Annotated in this window: 18 protein-coding genes; 8 read left to right on the plus strand and 10 right to left on the minus strand. The window is 69.9% G+C overall.

Annotated features, from left to right (window positions below):
* Positions 1–13 precede the first annotated feature (13 nt).
* Complete coding sequence (gene mtrA, locus ACWD0F_RS01865) at positions 14–691, minus strand: MtrAB system response regulator MtrA (protein WP_189138803.1); 678 nt, start codon at positions 689–691, stop codon at positions 14–16.
* 515 nt (positions 692–1,206) lie between these two features.
* Here mtrA and ACWD0F_RS01870 point away from each other — a divergent pair.
* From ACWD0F_RS01870 to ACWD0F_RS01890, 5 genes are read left to right on the plus strand one after another with little or no spacing between them, the layout of a single operon-like run.
* Positions 1,207–2,229 (plus strand): glycerophosphoryl diester phosphodiesterase membrane domain-containing protein, encoded by a 1,023-nt coding sequence (locus ACWD0F_RS01870; RefSeq protein ID WP_449871804.1) that lies wholly within the window; start codon positions 1,207–1,209, stop codon positions 2,227–2,229.
* The gene (locus ACWD0F_RS01875; protein WP_449871806.1) at positions 2,226–2,861 is read left to right on the plus strand and encodes a DUF4129 domain-containing protein; all 636 of its coding nucleotides are present in this window, start codon (positions 2,226–2,228) and stop codon (positions 2,859–2,861) included. The genes ACWD0F_RS01870 and ACWD0F_RS01875 overlap by 4 nt, the downstream gene beginning before the upstream one ends.
* On the plus strand, positions 2,858–4,036 hold the full coding sequence (locus tag ACWD0F_RS01880) for a DUF4350 domain-containing protein (protein ID WP_449871808.1): 1,179 nt from the start codon (positions 2,858–2,860) through the stop codon (positions 4,034–4,036). The genes ACWD0F_RS01875 and ACWD0F_RS01880 overlap by 4 nt, the downstream gene beginning before the upstream one ends.
* 13 nt (positions 4,037–4,049) lie before the next feature.
* Positions 4,050–5,006: an AAA family ATPase gene (locus tag ACWD0F_RS01885; RefSeq protein ID WP_449871810.1), complete on the plus strand. Its 957-nt coding sequence runs from the start codon at positions 4,050–4,052 to the stop codon at positions 5,004–5,006.
* Positions 5,007–5,064: 58 nt separating this feature from the next.
* Positions 5,065–6,447 carry a DUF58 domain-containing protein gene (locus tag ACWD0F_RS01890; RefSeq protein WP_449871812.1) on the plus strand — a complete coding sequence of 461 codons (1,383 nt, stop codon included), beginning with the start codon at positions 5,065–5,067 and terminating at the stop codon, positions 6,445–6,447.
* A gap of 13 nt (positions 6,448–6,460) precedes the next feature.
* Here the strand turns inward: ACWD0F_RS01890 and ACWD0F_RS01895 are convergent, their stop codons facing one another.
* Positions 6,461–7,453 carry a stage II sporulation protein M gene (locus tag ACWD0F_RS01895; protein WP_449871814.1) on the minus strand — a complete coding sequence of 331 codons (993 nt, stop codon included), beginning with the start codon at positions 7,451–7,453 and terminating at the stop codon, positions 6,461–6,463.
* A 51-nt stretch (positions 7,454–7,504) separates the two neighbouring features.
* Between ACWD0F_RS01895 and ACWD0F_RS01900 the strand changes: the two genes are divergently transcribed.
* Positions 7,505–8,485 (plus strand): RDD family protein, encoded by a 981-nt coding sequence (locus tag ACWD0F_RS01900; RefSeq protein ID WP_449871816.1) that lies wholly within the window; start codon positions 7,505–7,507, stop codon positions 8,483–8,485.
* A gap of 30 nt (positions 8,486–8,515) precedes the next feature.
* Here the strand turns inward: ACWD0F_RS01900 and ACWD0F_RS01905 are convergent, their stop codons facing one another.
* The gene (locus ACWD0F_RS01905; RefSeq protein WP_449871818.1) at positions 8,516–9,895 is read right to left on the minus strand and encodes an LVIVD repeat-containing protein; all 1,380 of its coding nucleotides are present in this window, start codon (positions 9,893–9,895) and stop codon (positions 8,516–8,518) included.
* Between the two features lie 193 nt (positions 9,896–10,088).
* Positions 10,089–11,513, minus strand: a complete 1,425-nt coding sequence (locus ACWD0F_RS01910; protein WP_449871820.1) for an LVIVD repeat-containing protein — start codon at positions 11,511–11,513, stop codon at positions 10,089–10,091.
* A gap of 169 nt (positions 11,514–11,682) precedes the next feature.
* On the opposite strand from ACWD0F_RS01910, the gene ACWD0F_RS01915 reads away from it, so the two are divergent.
* Positions 11,683–12,318, plus strand: coding sequence for a DUF305 domain-containing protein (locus ACWD0F_RS01915; RefSeq protein ID WP_449871822.1), 636 nt, complete (start codon positions 11,683–11,685; stop codon positions 12,316–12,318).
* A gap of 166 nt (positions 12,319–12,484) precedes the next feature.
* On the opposite strand, the gene ACWD0F_RS01920 is transcribed toward ACWD0F_RS01915, so the two are convergent.
* Positions 12,485–13,720, minus strand: coding sequence for an adenosylhomocysteinase (locus ACWD0F_RS01920; protein WP_449871824.1), 1,236 nt, complete (start codon positions 13,718–13,720; stop codon positions 12,485–12,487).
* A gap of 266 nt (positions 13,721–13,986) precedes the next feature.
* On the minus strand, positions 13,987–15,414 hold the full coding sequence (gene ahcY, locus ACWD0F_RS01925) for an adenosylhomocysteinase (protein WP_449871826.1): 1,428 nt from the start codon (positions 15,412–15,414) through the stop codon (positions 13,987–13,989).
* A 102-nt stretch (positions 15,415–15,516) separates the two neighbouring features.
* On the opposite strand from ahcY, the gene ACWD0F_RS01930 reads away from it, so the two are divergent.
* A complete protein-coding gene (locus ACWD0F_RS01930; RefSeq protein ID WP_449871828.1) occupies positions 15,517–15,855 on the plus strand; it encodes a MerR family transcriptional regulator in 339 nt (112 codons plus the stop codon).
* Positions 15,856–15,865: 10 nt separating this feature from the next.
* Here ACWD0F_RS01930 and ACWD0F_RS01935 read toward each other — a convergent pair whose 3' ends face one another.
* From ACWD0F_RS01935 to ACWD0F_RS01950, 4 genes are read right to left on the minus strand one after another with little or no spacing between them, the layout of a single operon-like run.
* Positions 15,866–16,813: a cation diffusion facilitator family transporter gene (locus ACWD0F_RS01935; RefSeq protein WP_449871830.1), complete on the minus strand. Its 948-nt coding sequence runs from the start codon at positions 16,811–16,813 to the stop codon at positions 15,866–15,868.
* A gap of 49 nt (positions 16,814–16,862) precedes the next feature.
* Positions 16,863–17,969 carry an SIS domain-containing protein gene (locus ACWD0F_RS01940; RefSeq protein ID WP_449871832.1) on the minus strand — a complete coding sequence of 369 codons (1,107 nt, stop codon included), beginning with the start codon at positions 17,967–17,969 and terminating at the stop codon, positions 16,863–16,865.
* Entirely contained in the window at positions 17,966–18,133 is a 168-nt protein-coding gene (locus tag ACWD0F_RS01945; protein ID WP_449871834.1) for a Trm112 family protein, read from the minus strand. The genes ACWD0F_RS01940 and ACWD0F_RS01945 overlap by 4 nt, the downstream gene beginning before the upstream one ends.
* Positions 18,130–19,479, minus strand: coding sequence for a phosphomannomutase/phosphoglucomutase (locus ACWD0F_RS01950; protein ID WP_449871836.1), 1,350 nt, complete (start codon positions 19,477–19,479; stop codon positions 18,130–18,132). The genes ACWD0F_RS01945 and ACWD0F_RS01950 overlap by 4 nt, the downstream gene beginning before the upstream one ends.

Genomic DNA, 19,479 nt, shown 5'->3' on the forward strand with positions numbered 1-19,479 from the left:
GGCGGGGGGAAGACTACGCGGGGCCGGCTTTGTAACCGACGCCCCGGACCGTCACGACGATCTCGGGGTGCTCGGGGTCCTTCTCGATCTTGGCTCGGAGCCGCTGGACGTGCACGTTGACCAGCCGCGTGTCGGCCGCGTGCCGGTAGCCCCAGACCTGCTCCAGCAGGACCTCGCGGGTGAAGACCTGGCGGGGCTTGCGGGCCAGCGCGACGAGCAGGTCGAACTCGAGCGGCGTGAGGTTGATCGTCTCCTCGTCCCGCTTGACCGAGTGGCCGGCCACGTCGATGGTGATGTCGCCGATCTGCAGGATCTCCGGGGTCGGCTCGTCGGTGCGGCGCAGCCGCGCCCGCACCCGGGCCACCAGCTCCTTCGGCTTGAACGGCTTGACGATGTAGTCGTCGGCGCCCGACTCCAGCCCGAGAACGATGTCGATCGTGTCGCTCTTGGCGGTGAGCATGACGATCGGAACGCCGGACTCGGCCCTGATCCTGCGCGCGACGTCGATGCCGTCGGCCCCCGGCAACATCAGGTCGAGCAGCACCAGATCCGGGCGTGTGTCCCGGAACGCGTCAAGGGCCTTGTCACCGTCAGAGACGAAAGACGGCTCGAAACCCTCCCCCCGCAGCACGATCCCCAGCATCTCGGCGAGAGCGGCGTCGTCGTCGACGACCAGCACGCGACCTTTCATGGCCCCTCATTCGTTCTACGCATTGTGGGACATACCCGCACGATCGCTGAAGGTTACCCTTGACGAGCCCATGAGTGAGACATGAGCCCTACAAAAGGCGAATTTTAGGTCCGCCCCCACGACCGCAATCTCAGTCTGGGGTAACGAAGCGACTTTCGGCCATCCCTGGACGCGAACCCTGCCCGGATTCGCCCGAGAATGCGGGCAAGATGAGGTCGCGAATCCTGCCTGTGACACTAATGACCCGCCCAGCATGCCAGGATTGGTATATGTCAGACGGTCACGGTCCCCCGCCCGAGACGCCATCAGGCTGGTCGGCCGAACAGCCCCCGCCCTTCAGCGCTCCGTCGGCCTCTCCGTGGACCGCCCCAGGCTCGGAGCAGCAGGCGCCCTACGGACAAGCGCCACCGCAACAGCAGCAGCCCTACCACCCTGGGCCCCAGACACCTTATCCGCCCCATCCCCAGCAGCCCTACCCCAACGGGGGCCCGCATCCCCAGCCCGGTTACGGCTACATGCCGCCGCCGGCGTTGCGCCCGGGCATCATCCCGCTGCGCCCGCTGGGTCTCGGCGACATGCTCGACGGCACGATCAAGCTGATCAGGTCCAACCCGAAGGCGGTGCTCGGCCTGTCGGCCGTCGCCGCCCTGCTCGCCTCCGTGCCGGTGGCCGTGGGCCAGGCGTTCCTGCTCGACGCGATGGGCGGCGTCTTCGCCGACCCCACCAGCACCCCCGACGACCTGACCAGCGTGTACGGCCTCGCCGCCCAGTACGGCGGCGCCCTGGTCTCCTACGCGGTGCAGTTCGTCGTGGTCACCATGCTGACCGGCGTGCTGACCCGCATACTCGGCCGGGCCGTCTTCGGCGGCAACCTCACGGCGGGCGAGGCCTGGCGGCTGGTCAAGGGCAGGGTTCCGGCGCTGTTCGGCGTCGTGGGGCTGATGGCGGTGCTGCTGCTGGTGCCCGTGATCCTCTTCGTGCTGATCATCGTGGCGATCTCGTTGAACTCCTCTTCCAACACCATCGGCTGGACCCTGGGCCTGACCGTCGTCTTCCTGCTCGCCTACGTCGCCTACTACCTGTTCCTGCGCACGCGCTTCGCCTTCGCCTCACCCGTGGTCGTCCTGGAGGGCAGAGGGCCGATCGAGGCCATGCGGCGGTCGTGGCACCTGGTGAGCGGCGACTTCTGGCGGGTGTTCGGCATCCTGCTGCTCACCTCCCTGCTGGTCGGGCTGGTGGCGGGCGTCCTGTCGGTGCCGTTCACGCTGGCGGGCACGATGTTCGGCATGTTCTCGGCGGGCTCGATGGTGACGACCGTGGTCTCGGCGGTGCTCATCGCGATCGGCGGCACACTCAGCGCCATGTTCACCTATCCGTTCGAGGCCGGGGTCTCCGGCCTGCTCTACGCCGACCGGCGGATGCGCAGTGAGGCGTTCGACCTCGTGCTGCAGACCGCGGCCATCGAGCAGCAGCGCCAGGGCTGGGTGCACGCCTCCGCGGACGAGCTCTGGCACCCGTCCAACTCCGCCAGGCCGTGAACCCGATCGACCGCGAGGAGGCCGCGCGCCAGGCCGCGCAGGAGCTCCTCGATCCCGCCTACCAGGCGGAGCCGCTGCTCGACCGGATCTACCGGCACGTCATGCAGTTCATCGACGATCTCATCGACGTGGCCACGGGCGGCGGCGCCACCGGCGGGGTCATCGCGGCCGCGGTGATCGTGCTCATCATCCTGGCGGTGATCGTGCTGATCTCCTGGCAGGTCCGCAAGGCCGCGCGGAGGCACGCGCCGGCCACGGGCGGCCTGTACGGCGAGCGGGCGATGACCGCGGCCGAGCACCGGCGGACCGCCGAGAAGTTCGCCACCGAGGGCCGATGGAGCGAGGCCCTCCGCGAGCGCCTGCGCGCCATCGCCCGTGACCTGGAGGAGCGCGCGCTGGTCGACGGCATGCCGGGGCGCACCGCCGACGAGCTGGCCGCCGAGGCCGCCGTGGCGCTGCCCGCGTTCGCGGACGAGCTGGCGGCGGCCGCGCGGTCGTTCGACGACGTGACCTACGGCGGCGTGCCCGGCACCCGGGAGGCCTATCAGGCGATGAGCAGCCTCGACGAGCGCCTCCGCCAGGCCAGGCCCGCCCTCCTGAGCACCGCCGCCCCGGGCGGAGGGGCGCCATGAGCGTGATCACGCGTCCGCCCGAGGCAGGCGACTCCTCCTCCACCTCCCCCACCGCCCGCTCCACCTGGCGGTCCGGTCGGTGGATCGGGCTGCTGGGCCTCATCGTCGTGCTCATCGCCGTCGGCGGCGTCCTGCTCGGCCCCGAGCAGGGCCCGGAACGCTACCTCGACCCCGGCGACACCTCCCTCTCGGGCTCCAGAGCCCTGGCCGAGCTGCTGCGCGACCGGGGCGTCACCGTGGACCGGGTCGACTCGGCCGAGGCCGCGGCCGCCAAGGCGGCGACGGGCGAGCGGCTCATGCTGATCACCGACACGACCTACCTCGACGAGTACGCCCTGGCCAAGATCCCGGGCGACCGCCTCATCGTCGGCGACCTCCCCGGCCTGTCCGCCCTGGCCCCCGGCGTGCGCACCGAGCCGGGCGGGACCCACGTCCGCTCCCGTGAGCCCGGGTGCGGCCTGCCCGCCGCCACGGCCGCCGGCAGCGCCTACCTCGGCGGCGCCGCACTCAAGGGGCCGGCGGGCGCCACCCTCTGCTACCCCGCGGCCGAGTGGCACTCGCTGGTCCGCTTCCCCTACGGCGGCGGCGTCATCACGGTGGTCGGCGACGGCGCCTTCATGACCAACCAGCGCCTGGCCGAGGACGGCAACGCGGCGCTGGCGCTCAACCTGATCGGCACGGGCAGGCCCGTGACCTGGCTGGTGAGCCCGGACACCCCGCCCGCCATCGACCTGCCCGGCGAGAGCGGCCGGTCGATGTACGACCTGATGCCCGGCAACATCCGCTGGATCATCTACATGTCGATCATCGCCCTGGCCGTCACCGCGTTCTGGCGGGGCAGACGGCTGGGTCCCGTGGTGGCGGAGAAGCTGCCCGTCATCGTGCGGGCCGCGGAGACGGTCGAGGGACGCGGGCGGCTCTACCGGGCCAGGCGCGCCAGGCAGCGGGCGGCCGAGTCGCTGCGCGCGGGCACGATCGACCGGCTCACGCCCCGGCTGGGGCTCGGGTCGGGGGCTGGGGCGCAGGAGATCGTCGCGGCCCTGGCCGCCCGTACGGGAGAGGACGCGCAGCAGGTCGGCGCCGCGTTGTACGGACCGCCTCCGGCGGACGACCCGCGGCTCGTCGACCTGGCCGGATACTTGGATCACATCGAAAGGCAGGTCAGTGTACTCTGAGGAAAGTTTCCGCGTGACGCCCTCCGGCGACGCGGCCCGTGACGCGCTGGCCGCGCTGCGCGCCGAGGTGTCCAAGGCCGTGGTCGGGCAGGACGCGGTGGTGACCGGGATGGTCATCGCCCTGCTGTGCCGGGGGCACGTGCTGCTCGAAGGCGTGCCCGGCGTGGCCAAGACGCTGATGGTGCGCACGCTGGCGGCGGCCCTTTCGCTGGACTTCAAGCGGGTGCAGTTCACGCCCGACCTGATGCCGGGTGACGTGACCGGGTCGTTGATCTACGACGCGAAGACCGCGGCGTTCGAGTTCCGCGAGGGTCCCGTGTTCACGAACCTGCTGCTCGCCGACGAGATCAACCGCACGCCGCCGAAGACGCAGGCGGCGCTGCTGGAGGCGATGGAGGAGCGGCAGGTCAGCGTGGAGGGTTCGGCGCGGTTGCTGCCCGACCCGTTCGTGGTGTGCGCGACCCAGAACCCCGTCGAGTACGAAGGCACCTACCAGCTTCCCGAGGCCCAGCTCGACCGGTTCCTGGTCAAGCTGACCGTGCCGCTGCCGCCGCGCGATCAGGAGATCATGGTGCTGGAGCGGCACGCCCGGGGCTTCGACCCCCGCGACCTGTCGGAGGTCAAGGCCGTCGCCACGGCCGACGACCTGGCGGCGGGCCGGATGGCGGTCGCGGGCGTGCACGTGGCGCCCGAGGTGCTCGGCTACATCGTGGACGTGGCCCGCGCCACCCGCCAGTCGGCCTCGCTCCAGCTCGGCGTCTCGCCGCGTGGCGCCACGGCGCTGCTGGCGGCCTCGCGGGCGTGGGCGTGGTTGTCCGGGCGGCCCTACGTGACGCCTGACGACGTCAAGGCGCTGGCCAGGCCCGCGCTGCGGCACCGCATCCAGCTCCGGCCCGAGGCCGAGCTTGAGGGGGCGACCGCCGACGGGCTGCTCGACGGCATCCTGGCCTCGGTCCCGGTCCCACGCTGATGGCGCTGACGGAGCGCCGCGCCCGGCGCACGGCGGCCGGGATCGCGGGAGTGCGCCGATGGCTCTGACGGGACGCGCGGGCCTGATCGCGGCGATCGGGATCGTGGTGGTGATGCTCTCGCCCCAGCCCGGGGCCGCGCTGGCCGGCGTCTGCCTGCTGCTCGCCGTCGCCATCCTGGTCGACCTGGTGTTCGCCGGATCCGTACGCCCGCTGCGCTTCCACCGCTCGGGCGACACGCTCGTCCGCCTGGGCGGGCAGGCCACGGTCGAGCTGATCGTCGAGAACCCGGGCCGCAGGCGCGTGCGCGGCGTGCTGCGGGACGCCTGGCAGCCCTCCGCGAACGCCACCCCGCGCGTCGCCGAGCTCAACGTGCCGCGCGGCGAGCGCCGCAAGATCGTGATGACGCTGGCCCCCACCCGGCGCGGCGACCGGTCCTCCGTGGCCGTCACCGTGCGCTCGGTGGGACCGCTGGGCCTGGCCGCGCGCCAGGGCGGCCATCAGGCGCCCTGGTCGGTCCGTGTGCTGCCGCCGTTCCTGTCCCGCAAGCACCTGCCCTCCCGGCTGGCCAGGCTCCGCGAGCTCGACGGCCAGCATCCGGCGCTGGTCCGCGGCCAGGGCACCGAGTTCGACTCGCTGCGCGAGTACGTGGTGGGCGACGACGTGCGCTCCATCGACTGGCGGGCGACGGCGCGCCGCCACGACGTGGTCGTCCGCACCTGGCGGCCCGAACGCGACCGCCGCGTGCTGATCGTCATCGACACCGGCCGCACCTCGGCGGGCCGGGTCGGCGACGCGCCGATCCCCATGGCGGGCTCCTGGGCCGCCACGAACGGTGGCGGCGGGCTGATGGCCGCACCGGACTCGCGGCCAGCGCCCGGCTGGCCCCGTCTGGACTGGTCGATGGACGCGGCGCTGCTGCTCGCCGCCCTGGCCGCGCGGGCCGGCGACCAGGTCGACTTCCTGGCCTACGACCGGGCCGTACGCGCCTGGGTGGGCGGGGTGTCACGGACCGAGCTGCTGTCGTCGCTGGTCAACGTGATGGCGCCGATCGAGGCCGAGCTGGTGGAGGCCGACTCGCAGGGCATGGTCGCGGCCATCCTGTCGCGGGCCAAGCGGCGCTGCCTGGTCGTGCTGCTCACCGACCTCAACTCGGCGGCCCTGGACGAAGGACTCATGCCGGTGCTGCCCCAGCTCTCCTCCCGGCACCTGGTGCTGGTGGCCGGGGTGGCCGATCCGCGGGTGGCGGCCATGGCCGGTCGCCGGGGGTCGGCGGAGGAGGTCTATGACGCGGCGGCGGCCGAGCACGCCCAGCTCGGACGGCGGCGCATCACCGCCAAGCTGCGGCGGCACGGGGTGGAGGTCGTGGACGCGCTCCCGGAGGACATCGCGCCGGCGCTCGCGGACGCGTACCTGGCCCTGAAGGCGGCGGGCCGTCTCTGACCCTCCGCGGGGCTTAGGCGGTGGGGGCGACGTCGGGGGCGCGCTCGATGTCGCCGCTCTCGTGCCGGCGCAGCGCGCGCCGCCCGAAGACGATCACGTACGCCAGGAAGGTCACCTCGGCGAGCACCCCGATGCCCACCCTGATCGAGGTGGGCAGCCCCGACGGCGTCACGAACGCCTCGATCAGCCCCGACACGAACAGCACCGCGATCAGCCCGAGCGCCACGCTCATCACCGCCCGGCCCTGCTCGGCCAGCGCCTCGATCCGCCTGCGCGGCCCGGGATCGATGACCGTCCAGCCCAGGCGCATGCCCACGGCCGCCGCCAGGAAGACCGCGGTGAGCTCCAGCAGGCCGTGCGGCAGGATCAGGCCGAAGAAGATGTCCAGCTTGTCGCGCGAGGCCATCAGCCCGGCGGAGACGGCGACGTTCTCGGCGTTCGCGTACAGGATGTAGGGAATCGGCAGGCCCAGCACGATCGCATAGAGGATCATCTGCGCCGCCACCCAGGCGTTGTTCGTCCAGACCCGGCTGGCGAAGGAGGCGGCCGGGTCCTCCGAGTAGTAGTCGGCGAAGTCGTGCTCGACGAGCCGGGTGATCTCCTCCGGCGAGGCGATCGACGCCTGCACGTCCGGGTTGGCCGCCACCCACGCGCCCATCACCAGGGCGACCGCCAGGAACGCGACCGTGCTGCCCAGCCACCACCAGCGTGCCCGGTAGGCCACCACGGGGAACGACACCGTGAAGAACCGCACCAGCTCCCGCCAGGCCGGAGCGTGCGCGCCGGTCACCGCCGACCTGGCCCGGGCCACCAGCGCCGACAACCGCCCGATCAGCATCGGGTCCTTGGAGGAGGAGCGGACGATGGACAGATGGGTCGCCACCCGCTGATACAGGTCAACGAGCTCGTCCACCTCGGTGCCCGTCAGCGACGAGCGGTGCTTCACGAGGTATTCGAGCCGGTCCCACACGGGACGATGTGCTGTGACGAACGCGTCGATGTCCACCCGAACATTCTGGCCGCTCAACCAGGGCGGCAAAGCCGTTAGGCTCCACATATGTCAGAGGTTGTGACCGGCGATGCGGTCGTCGTCGAGGTGCGCGTGGCGCAGATGCCCTCGCGCGCGGTGGCGATCATCATCGACATGGCCGTGCAGACGACCGTGCTGGTCGCCGCCTACGCCGTCCTGGGCGCGTTCGCGATCATGACGGATCCCGCCATGTTCGCGGCCGTCATGATCGTGCTGGTGGTGCTGACGCTGGTCGGCTACCCCGTGATCTTCGAGACCCTCACCAGGGGGCGCAGCCTCGGCAAGCTGGCGCTCGGCCTCCGCGTGGTCAGCGACGACGGCAGCCCCGTGCGTTTCCGGCAGGCGCTGTTCCGCGGGCTGGCCGGGGTGCTGGAGTTCTGGACGCTCTCGGGGGCGCCGGCGCTCATCGCCTCGCTGGTCTCGCAGCGGGGCAAGCGGCTCGGCGACGTGTTCGCGGGCACCATCGTGATCTCCGACCGGGCGCCGCGTGACACCGGGCAGGTCATCCTGATGCCGCCGCCGCTGGCGGCCTGGGCGGCCACGCTGGAGCTCTCCCAGCTCCCCGACGAGGTGGCGCAGGCCGCCAGGCAGTACCTGACGCGCTGGCACGATCTGTCGCCGCTGGTCCAGCACGAGATGGGGGTGCGCATCGCGACCCAGACGGCGGCGTTCGTCTCGCCCGCCGCGCCGGCCGGGGTGCCGCCGCACGCCTATCTGAGCGCCGTGCTGGCCGAGCGCCGCCGGCGGGAGCAGGCCCGGTTCGCGCGGCGCGCCGAGCTCGCCCTGCGGCAACACCAGGCCACGTACGCCCAGGGCTCGCCGTACGCGCAGAATTCGCCGTACGCACAGGGCCCGTCATACACGCCGCCGTACGCGCAGGGCGGACCGGATGCGGGGGCTGGTCCCAGGTCGTACCCGCGGCCGGTCGGCCCTCCGCATCAGCCTCCTGGCGCACCCGCGCCGGAGCCGCCGCAGGCGACTCCGGGCGGGTTCGCACCGCCGCAGTGAGCGCGGACACCGGGCGGGCGAGCCGTTCTGTCAGTGGCCCCCGTTCCGGTACGACTCCTGGGTCTGGACGTTGAACCGGTCCGTGCGGACGTGCTTGGCGCTGTCCGTGAGCCGGTCGTCGATCTTGATGACGTCGAGGCCCTCGTGGAAGTCGGCGGCGAAGATGTAGCCGTTGTAGTAGTAGGCGGACCAGATGCCGCCACCGCCGCCGGCCGCGCGGGGACCGCGCTCGAAGTAGCCGATCTCCCTCGGGTTACGCGCGTCGGTGAAGTCCCAGACCGACAACCCGCCCATGTACCAGGCCTGGACCATGATGTCGCGGCCCTTGACCGGGATCAGCGAGCCGTTGTGCGCGACGCAGTTCTCGCTGTCGTCCTGGTAGCGCGGAATCTTGAAGTAGCTCTTGAACGCGAACTGCCCTCTGGAGATCTCGTAGATCGCGTCCGCGCCGCGGTTCGGCCCTGTCGCCTCGTTGCAGGTGGCCTGGCCGCCGCCGCCGAGCTCGTCGGTGAAGATGACCTTCCTGGCGTCGTTGCTGAACGTGGCCGAGTGCCAGAACGCGAAGTTCGGGTCCGTGGTCCTGGCGGTGACCTTCGGGTTCAGCCGGTCGGAGATGTCGAACAGCACGCCGTCACCCATGCACGCGCCCGCCGCGATGTCCTTCTCGGCGTAGGCGGTGATGTCGTGGCAGCCGGAGGTCGGCACCAGCAGTCCGGGCTGGGTCTCGTTGCCGCCGTCGGGGAAGACGACCGGCGTGGCCGCCACCGCGGCGTCCGCCGGGCTCCGGAGCGGCACCTTGATGATCGAGATCTTGTCGTGCGGCGGCTGGCAGTCGGGGAAGTTCGCGGCCGGCAGGTACGACGAGACGTAGATGTAGACGTTCTTGTTCCGGTCGCGGCCCTTGCCCGGCACCAGGGTGAGGGTGTGGGAGCCGCAGTTGGTCTCGACCGACTTGATGTACCTCGGACTGGCCTTGTCGGAGATGTCGAAGATCCGGACGCCTTCCCAGGCGTTCTTGTTGTCGGCCGACAGGGGCGTGCTGTTGCAGGAGTCGTCGCTGCGCGAGTTGTCGACGGCGGTGAACAGCAGGTTGCCGTAGACGGCGAGGTCCATCTGGGAGCCTGGACAGACGACGGAGCTGACGACGCTGGTCTTCTTGGGGTTCTTGACGTCGTAGATCGAGAACCCGCCGTAGTTGCCGACGTAGGCGTAGCCGTCCTGGAAGGCGATGTCGGTGTTGATCGTGGCGGCGATCGGGGCCGGCTTCGGGATGTTCAGGACGTGGGTAACGTTGGGGCTGGTGACGACGGTGTCGGGCGGCGGGATGTCGGCGGCCGCCGCGGGCAGGGCCGCAAATGCCAAGGCGACGGCCGCCCCGGCCAAGACGAGTGCGCGACGCGGGTGGGACACTCGGGAGCCTCCTTGATCACGGATGTCCTGGTGAACACACAGATGCCCGAATCCTGAACCGAAGCCCGCATCGCCACCAGATGTCACCTTGTCAAGAAATTTCATGACATGACGGCTTGCGCGCCGTTCAAGGTCATCGTACGATCCGCCGGATTCGCGGCGAGGACCCGCCGGCCCTCGCCGCGCTCAACGATCACCAGTCGCCGTGACCGTGACCCCAGTCGTCGTGGCCGTGACCCCGCTCGGGGTAGGACGCCTGTGTCTGCGCGTTCAGCGAGCGCATCTTGACGCCGTTGGCCTTGTCGGTCCGCCGATCATTGATCTTCAGCACGTCCAGGCCCAGGTTGAAGTCCGAGCCGTAGATGTAGCCGTTGTAGTAGTAGGCCGACCAGAAGCCGCCGCTCAACGCCGGCGCGGTGCTGTCCGGGCCGCGCTCGAAGTAGGCGATCTCCTGCGGGTGCGCCGAGTCGGTGAAGTCCACCACCGAGATGCCACCCTGGTACCACGCCTGCACCATGATGTCGCGGCCCTTGACCGGGATCAGCGAGCCGTTGTGCGCGACGCAGTTCTCGGTGTCGGCCTGGTGCCGGGCGATCTTGAAGTAGCCCCTGAAGACGAACTGCCCCCGCACGATGTCGTAGTACGCGTTCGCGCCCTTGACCGGCCCGATGGCCTCGTTGCAGGTGGCCCTGGTGCCGCCGCCGAGCTCGTCGGTGAAGATCACCTTCGTGCCCTCGTTGTTGAACGTGGCCGAGTGCCAGAAGGCGAAGTTCACCTCGTCGCGCACGGTCGTGGTGACCTTGGGCTGCTCGGGGTCTCGGATGTCGAACAGCACGCCCTCACCCATGCAGGCGCCCGCCGCGAGGCCCTTCTCCGGGTAGGCCGTGATGTCGTGGCAGCCCGTGGTGGCGGACTTGCCGTCGGGGTAGGACCCGGGAACGCCGGGGAAGCCGCCGTCGGGGAACAGGTTCGGCGTCGCGATGACCGCCGCCTCCGTCGGGTTCCGCAGCGGGACCTTGATGATCGAGATCAGGTCGTGCGGCGGCTGGCAGTCCGGATACGTGGCGTTCGGGCTGTAGGAGGAGACGTAGATGTAGACGTTCTCACGCCTGCGGTCGGGCACCAGCGTGTGCGTGTGCGAGCCGCAGTTCGTCTCCACCGACTTGATGTACTTCGGGTTGGCCTTGTCGGAGACGTCGAAGATGCGGATGCCCTCCCACGACTCCTTGACCGTGGCACTCTGCGACGTGCTGGCGCACGAGTCGTCGTTGCGCGAGGAGTCGACGGATCCGATCAGCAGGTCACCGTAGACGGACAGGTCCATCTGGCCACCGGGACACACGACCGAGCTGACCACCGAGGTGCGCTTCGGGTTCTTGATGTCGTAGATCGAAAAACCGTAGTAGTTGCCCACATAGGCGTAGTCGCCCTGGAAGGCCATGTCCGTGTGGATGTCGGCCAGCGCCGCGGGCTTCGGCACGTTCGTGACATGTTTGATGTTCGGGCTCATGACGATCTCGCCAGGAGCGGGGATGTCCGCGGCCTGCACGGGCATGGTGACGCCCGTCAACGCGACGACCGCCGCGATCAAGATGAGGGCCCTGCGGGGGGTTAACACTCGGCACCAACCTCCGATAAGGGGGGCATAAATCTACGCCATCCTCACCTTTCCGACCGCTGCAGGCCAGCGACCAACTTGTCAATTTTTGTTCCTGTTCGCCCTCTTTCAATGGGGACGACTATCACCTAGAGTGCACATTCTCCACAGAGTCAGTCAGGGAGGCTGGGTGCGCGCCGCGCTCATCGTCATCGCAGGCACGGTCATCGCCCTCTCCGGTTGCAGCTCCGGTGGCGCGCCGCAGGCGCCGCGGGCCGACTCGACCGCTCCCGTGATCGCCCCTGGGCGTCCCGGCGAGCAGGCCAGGACGCTGGCGCCGTCCGAGGCCGCCACCGCCGTCCCTTCGGCCACCGCGAACGCCCCCGACGTGAAGTACGTCCAGGACATGATCATCCACCACCGGCAGGCCCTCGACCTGGCTCTGCTGGCCCCCAGCAGGGCGGACTCGGTCAAGCTCAAGACCCTGGCGGACCGGATCAAGGCGGCCCAGGGCCCCGAGATCCAGTACATGACGACCTGGCTCCAGGAGCTGGAGCAGAAGGTGCCCGACCATCACGCCGCGCACGCCGGCATGCCCGGCATGGCCACGCCCGAGCAGATCGAGGCGCTGAAGGCGGCCAAGGGGAAGACCTTCGACCAGATGTTCCTGCAGCTCATGATCAACCACCATCTGGGTGCGATCAAGATGTCGGAGCAGGTGCTCACCGACGGCTCGCACATCAAGATCGAGGAGCTGGCCACCGACGTGAGCGTGACGCAGGCGACGGAGATCCGCCGCATGCAGCAACTCCAGGCGACCCTGTAGAAACTCCCGCCGGCCTCTCGGAAACCCGCCGCCCCTTCGAAGCCCGCCGACCTCTCGGAAACCCGCCGCCCCTCCGAAGCCCGCCGACCTCTCGGAAACCCGCCGCCCCTCCGAAGCCCGCCGGCCTCTCGGAAGCCCGCCGGCCTCTCGGGACCTTTGCCGGTTTCTAGGAGCCCACGCGCCACGAGTGGAGGTAGTCCTCCTGCTCGGCGGTGAGCACGTCGATGCCGATGCCGGTGGCGGCCAGCTTGAGCCTGGCCACCTCGTGGTCGATCTCCCCCGGCACGTCGTAGACGCCGGGCTCCATCCCGGCGCGCTCCCCGGCCAGCCACGCCACGGCCAGCGCCTGCGCGGAGAACGACATGTCCATGACCGCGGCCGGGTGCCCCTCAGCGGCGGCCAGGTTGACCAGCCGCCCCTCCGCCAGCAGCAGCAGGCGGCGGCCGTCGGGCATGACGTACTCGTCGGTGTTGGGCCGCACGCCCCGATGCACCTCGTGGGCCAGCTCGTCCAGCGCCCGGACGTCGATCTCCACGTCGAAGTGCCCGGCGTTGGCCAGAATCGCGCCGTCCTTCATCACCGACAGGTGCTCGGCCCTGATCACGTCCCGGTTGCCCGTCACGGTGATGAACAGGTCGCCGGCCATCGCGGCCTGCGCCATCGGCCGGACCTCATAACCCTGCAAGGTCGCGTCGAGCGCCTTCACGGCGTCGATCTCGGTCACGATCACCCGCGCCCCGAACCCCTTGGCCCGCTCGGCCACCCCCCGGCCGCAGAACCCGAACCCGGCCACCACCACGGTCCGCCCGGCCAGCATCGTGTTGGTGGCGCGCATGATCCCGTCGAGCGTCGACTGCCCGGTGCCGTACCGGTTGTCGAACATGCGCTTGGTCCGCGTGTCGTTCACCGCGACGACAGGGAACCTCAGCGCGTTCTCGGCCGCCATCTGCCGCAACCGGATGATCCCGGTCGTGGTCTCCTCGCATCCGCCGCTGACGCCCGCCAGCAGGTCGGTACGCTCGGTGTGCAGGATGTTCACCAGATCGCACCCGTCGTCGAGCACGAGATCGGGCCCGAGGTCGAGCGCCTGGTGGATGTGCAGGTAATAGGTGGCCCGATCCACCCCGGCCCGGGCGTGCACGGCGATCCCGTAAGCCCGCAGCGCCTCGGCGACGTCGTCCTGCGTGGACAGGGGGTTCGACGCGGCCAGCGCGATCTCGGCGCCCCCCGCCTTCAGCGCCCCCATCAGCACGGCGGTCTCGGCGGTGACGTGCAGGCAGGCGGCGATCTTCAACCCGTCGAGCGGGCGCTCAAGGCTGAACCGCTCGCCGATCGCCGTCAGCACCGGCATCGAGCGCGCGGCCCACGAGATCTGCCGCTCGCCGCTTTCCCAGAGATCCATGGCTCACCACTAACCGAAGATGACGGCTGACCGAAGAAGACGGCTGACCGAAGGTTACGGCTGACCGAAGAAGACGGCACAGAATGCGCTCGTAACGGCGAGCGACCCGTGAGCCTTCACGACCGGCCATGACTGACGGGAACCGGGGTCGGCGCGTGCGGGCAACTTGGCTTGCCGTAAAAGATGGTTGATAAGGCAAAGCTCCGAGAGGAGATCAACCCCCTCCCGGAGCACCTTCAGCGCTGGTCGGCAACCTTCAGCGCGGTTCAGTAGCGGTAGTGGTCAGACTTGTAGGGGCCCTCGACGTGCACGCCGATGTAGGCGGCCTGCTCCTTGGTGAGCTCCGTGAGCTTCACGCCCAGGGCGGAGAGGTGCAGGCGGGCGACCTTCTCGTCCAGGTGCTTGGGCAGCGTGTAGACGCCGATCGGGTATTCGTCCGTCTTCGCGAACAGCTCGATCTGCGCGATCACCTGGTTGGTGAACGAGTTGGACATGACGAAGCTCGGGTGGCCGGTGGCGCAGCCGAGGTTCATCAGGCGGCCCTCGGCGAGCACGAGGATCGAGTGCCCGTCCTCGAAGATCCACTCGTCGACCTGCGGCTTGATGTTGTTCCGCTGGATGCCGGGCAGCTTGGCGAGGCCGGCCATGTCGATCTCGTTGTCGAAGTGGCCGATGTTGGAGACGATCGCCTGGTGCTTCATCTTCGCCATGTGCTCGGCGGTGATGATGTTGAAGTTGCCGGTCGTGGTGACGAAGATGTCGGTGATGCCGACGACCTCGTCCAGCGTGGTCACCTGGAAGCCGTCCATGGCCGCCTGGAGCGCGCAGATCGGGTCGATCTCGGTCACGATGACGCGGGCGCCCTGGCCGCGCAGCGCGTCCGCACAGCCCTTGCCGACGTCGCCGTAGCCGCAGACCACGGCCACCTTGCCGCCGATCAGCACGTCGGTGGCGCGGTTGAGGCCGTCGATGACGCTGTGGCGGCAGCCGTACTTGTTGTCGAACTTCGACTTGGTGACCGAGTCGTTGACGTTGATGGCCGGGAAGAGAAGCTGGCCGTTCTTGTGCATCTCGTAGAGACGGTGCACGCCGGTCGTGGTCTCCTCGGTGACGCCCTTGATGCTCTCGGCGATCCCGGTCCAGCGCTTGTCCGGGCCGACCGTGCGGGTGAGCAGGTCGACGACGACGTGCCACTCCTCCGGGTCCTCGGCGGTCGCGGGCGGCACGGCGCCGGCCTTCTCGTACTCGGCGCCCCGGTGGACCAGGAGCGTGGCGTCGCCACCGTCGTCGAGGATCATGTTGGGGCGGTCGCCGTTCGGCCAGGTGAGGGCCTGCTCGGTGCACCACCAGTACTCTTCCAGCGTCTCGCCCTTCCAGGCGAAGACCGGAACGCCCTGCGGGTCCTCCGGGGTGCCGTTGGGGCCGACGACCGTCGCGGCGGCGGCGTGGTCCTGGGTGGAGAAGATGTTGCAGCTCACCCAGCGGACCTCGGCGCCGAGGGCGACCAGCGTCTCGATGAGGACGGCGGTCTGGATCGTCATGTGCAGGGAGCCCATGATCTTCGCGCCACGAAGGGGCTGTGAGGCCGCGTATTCCTTGCGAACCGCCATGAGGCCGGGCATCTCGTGCTCGGCGAGCCGGATCTCCTTGCGGCCGAAGTCGGCAAGTGAAAGGTCGGCGACCTTGAAGTCCATCGGGTTTCCCCTCGCATCACGAATGTTGTCGCCGACGAGTTTAGGCGTCTCTCCGCCGGCCCCGCACCACGACGACGGTGAATCTGACGTAAGAATGTAAGGATGCGCATCACGGAAGCCGCCAAGCGGCTCGGCATGTCCCCGCGAATGCTCCGATACCGGGAGGCTCTCGGCCTGCTGCCACCGATTCGGGAGCAGGGTGCGCACCGCCGGTTCGGGCCTGAGGAGCTGGCCGCCGTGGCTCAGGGGGTGGAGCTGGAGAAGCGGTTCGACGTGTCGCCGGCCGAGCTCGCGTTCGCGCTGCGGGTGCTGAGCGAGCCCGGGGTGGCGGCGGCGGTTCGTGATCTGGGCGTGCGGATCGGGCGCATCCAGGTGCCACGCCGGGCACTGGACTTCGAGAAGGAGAAGGCCCTGCGCCTCCTGCGCCCGTCCGGCCGCTGACCTCCGCGGCTCAGCTGGACGAGGGGCTTGACGTGGGGGCGGTGTGCTGCCGGTCCAGATCCGGCTCCAGGTAGATCACGCGCGCGATCGGAACGGCCTCACGGATGCGGCGCTCGGCCTCGTCGATGCCGCGGGCCACCTCACCCGCCGTCTCGTCGTGCTGCACCGCGATCTTCGCGGCCACCAGCAGCTCCTCGGGGCCCAGGTGCAGCGTGCGCATGTGGATGACCCGCTTCACCTCGGGCGCGGCTTCCAGAGTCGTGCGGATCTGCGCCTCCATCTCGGGCGACGCGCCCTCGCCGACCAGCAGCGACTTGGTCTCCAGGGCCAGCACGACCGCGATCACGGCCAGCAACACGCCGATCATCAGGGTGCCGATGCCGTCCCAGACGCCGTTGCCGGTGACGACTGCCATCGTCACACCGAACAGGGCGAAGAACAGACCGAGCAGGGCCCCCAGGTCCTCCAGCAGGATGACGGGCAGCTCGGGCGACTTGGAGCGGCGGACGAAGGAGACCCACGACTGCTTGCCGCGGACCGCGTTCGACTCCTTGATGGCCGTACGGAACGAGAACGCCTCGGCGATGATCGCGAAGATCAGCACCGCGAACGCCCAGATCGGCGATTCCACCGTGTTGTGCGAATCGGTGATCTTGTGCACGCCCTCATAGAGCGAGAACACCGCGCCGATCGTGAACAACACCACGGCCACCACGAAGGCGTAGAAGTAACGCTCGCGGCCGTAGCCGAACGGATGCTCCTTGGTCCTGGCCCTGGCCGCGCGCTTGCCACCGACCAGCAGCAGCACCTGGTTGCCTGAGTCGGCGACCGAGTGGATGCCCTCGGCCAGCATGGACGACGACCCCGTGAAGAATGCCGCCACGAACTTGGCCACGGCGATTGCCAGGTTCGCGGTCAATGCCGCAACGATTGCCTTGGTTCCGCCGCTCGCGCTCACCGGGGTTCTCCACTCATAAAGATCACGTGATTCAGGCCCGAAAAGGATCCTATTGCGAAATTCTGGCCTTCAGCTCAGTGATCGATGACACAGGGGTCGGATCGATGGCGTACCCGAGCGCCAGATAGGTGCTGGCGTAGTCGCCGAGGGCGATCAGGCCGGCCATCCGTTCCAGCGGGTGCACGCCGTCGGCCGCCAGCTCGGTGACGAGCACGTCGCGCTCGCGCGCCAGGCGCAGCACGGCCTCACGTCGCCGCATGACCTGCGGATGCTCCTCGACGTCACGCAGTATGACGAGCCTGATCGTGTGCCCGGCCGCGTCGGCGAAGATGTCGCGCTCGGCCATCGGCCCCTCAAGGACGGCCACCTGGTTGTGGCCGACCGCGGGCAGCTCGCCGTGCAGGGCCGGGTATTTCGCGTTGGTGCTGAGCTGACAGGCCATCCGGTACGCCGCCACGGCCGTCGCGGGCGACGAGCCCCAGATCACCGGCACCGTCTCGGCCAGATCCATCGCGAGCGTCTTGCCCGGATTGATGAACGACTCGCTCGACGGGCGGCACCGGTTCGCCATGTCCTCCAGCGCCTTCGCCACCCGCTCGAACAGGTCGGCGTCCGCGGCCACGAGACGCAGCTCGATCGCGGCCACGATCAGCGGGATGGCGAGCAACCAGATGCCGGCCCTGGATGTGCCGGTGATGGGCACGGGCACATAGGTCGCCGACGCCTGGGTGGCGATGGCCTCCAGCGGCGAGCCGGCGGGCCCCACTCCCATCAGCGAGCAGCCGCGCCGCACGGCCTGGGTGGCGACCGAGAGGGTCTCCTCGGTGTCGCCGGAGCCGGAGACGGCGATGACCAGGTCGGTCGCGCCGATCCAGCCGGGGAGCTGGTAGGAGCGCAGCGACACGATCGGCAGCGGCGCGCCGTTGCCGGCCACCACCGCCAGGATGTCGCCGGCGATGCCGGAGCCGCCCATGCCCACGACCACGATGGCCCGCGGGCGCCCCTGGGAGGCCAGGCGGTCGACGCGGGCCTCCATGGCCGTGCGGTAGCCGGTGCGTACGTGGGCCGCGGAGGCGGCCACCGCCGGCAACATGCCGAGGGAGTCGACCTCGCTGAGGTGACGCTGATCGTCGAGCCGCCCCGGCTCCCAGGTCACGGCTTCCTGGCCTCGTCGACGAGCAGGACGGGAATGTCATCGCGAACGGGGTAGATCAAGCCGCAATCCGTGCAGACCAGCTCCTCTGTCTCGGTCTCGGCACGCAGCGGCGCCTTGCACGCCGGGCAGGCCAGGATCTCCAGCAGCCAGTCGTCGATCTTCACACTGACACCTTTCCCACAATGGCGAGGACCTCGTCCTTGATCGCCGACATCTTGATCTCGTCGGCCGCCTCGGCGTTCAGCCTGAGCAGCGGCTCGGTGTTGGACGCCCGCAGGTTGAACCACCAGCCGGAGCCGGTGACGGTCAGCCCGTCGAGCTCGTCGAAGTCGCCGCGCCCGTCGAACGCCGCGCGCACCCGCCGCAGCGCCTCATCCTGGTCGGCGACGGCGCTGTTGATCTCGCCGGAGGCGTGGTAACGCGAGTAGGCCTCGACGACCTCGGACAGCGCCCGCTCCTGCTCGCCCAGCGCGGCCAGCACGTGCATCGCCGCCAGCAGCCCGGAGTCGGCGTACCAGAAGTCGCGGAAGTAATAGTGGGCCGAGTGCTCGCCGCCGAACACCGCTCCCGTGCGGGCCATCTCGGCCTTGATGAACGAGTGACCGACGCGCGTGCGCTCGGGAACACCGCCGTGCTCGCGGACGATCTCGGCAACGCCGTGCGAGGTGATCAGGTTGTGGATGACCGTCGCGCCCGGATATTTGGCCAGCTCCCGCGCCGCGACCAGCGCGGTGATGGCCGACGGCGAGACGGACTCGCCGCGCTCGTCGATGACCCAGCAACGATCGGCGTCACCGTCGAAGGCGAGCCCGATGTCGGCTCCGCCGGCCACGACGGCCCGCTGGAGATCGACGAGGTTCTGCGGCTCCAGCGGATTGGCCTCGTGGTTGGGGAACTCGCCGTCCAGCTCGAAGTAGAGCGGGACCAGGTCGATCGGCAGCCCGTCGAACACGGCCGGAACGGTGTGCCCGCCCATGCCGTTGCCCGCGTCCACGACCACCTTGAGCGGCCGGATGCCCGACAGGTCGACGAGGGAGCGCAGGTGGTGGGCGTAGCCGGACAGCAGGTCCTTCTCGATCACGGATCCGGTGGGCGCGGCGGTCACGCCGACCAGCTCGGCCGCCCTGTCACGGATCTCGGCCAGCCCGCTGTCGCCGCCGATCGGCACGGCACCGGAGCGGCACATCTTCATGCCGTTGTAGCGGGCCGGGTTGTGGCTGGCGGTGAACATCACGCCGGGCAGCCCGAGGCTGCCGCTGGCGTAGTAGAGCAGGTCGGTGGAGCCCAGGCCGGCGTGCACGACGTCGGCGTGACGCGATCGGGCGCCGCGGATGAACGCCTCGGCCAGCGGTGCGGACGACGCGCGCATGTCATGCGCGACCACCACGGACTCGGCTCCGGTCACCTCGACAAAGGCCGCCCCCACGGCCTCGGCGGTGGGCTCGTCGAGCTCGTCGGGAACGACTCCGCGAACGTCGTACGCTTTGAAGATCTTGGCGAGGTCGCCCAC

Source organism: Nonomuraea sp. NPDC002799 (assembly GCF_053592075.1).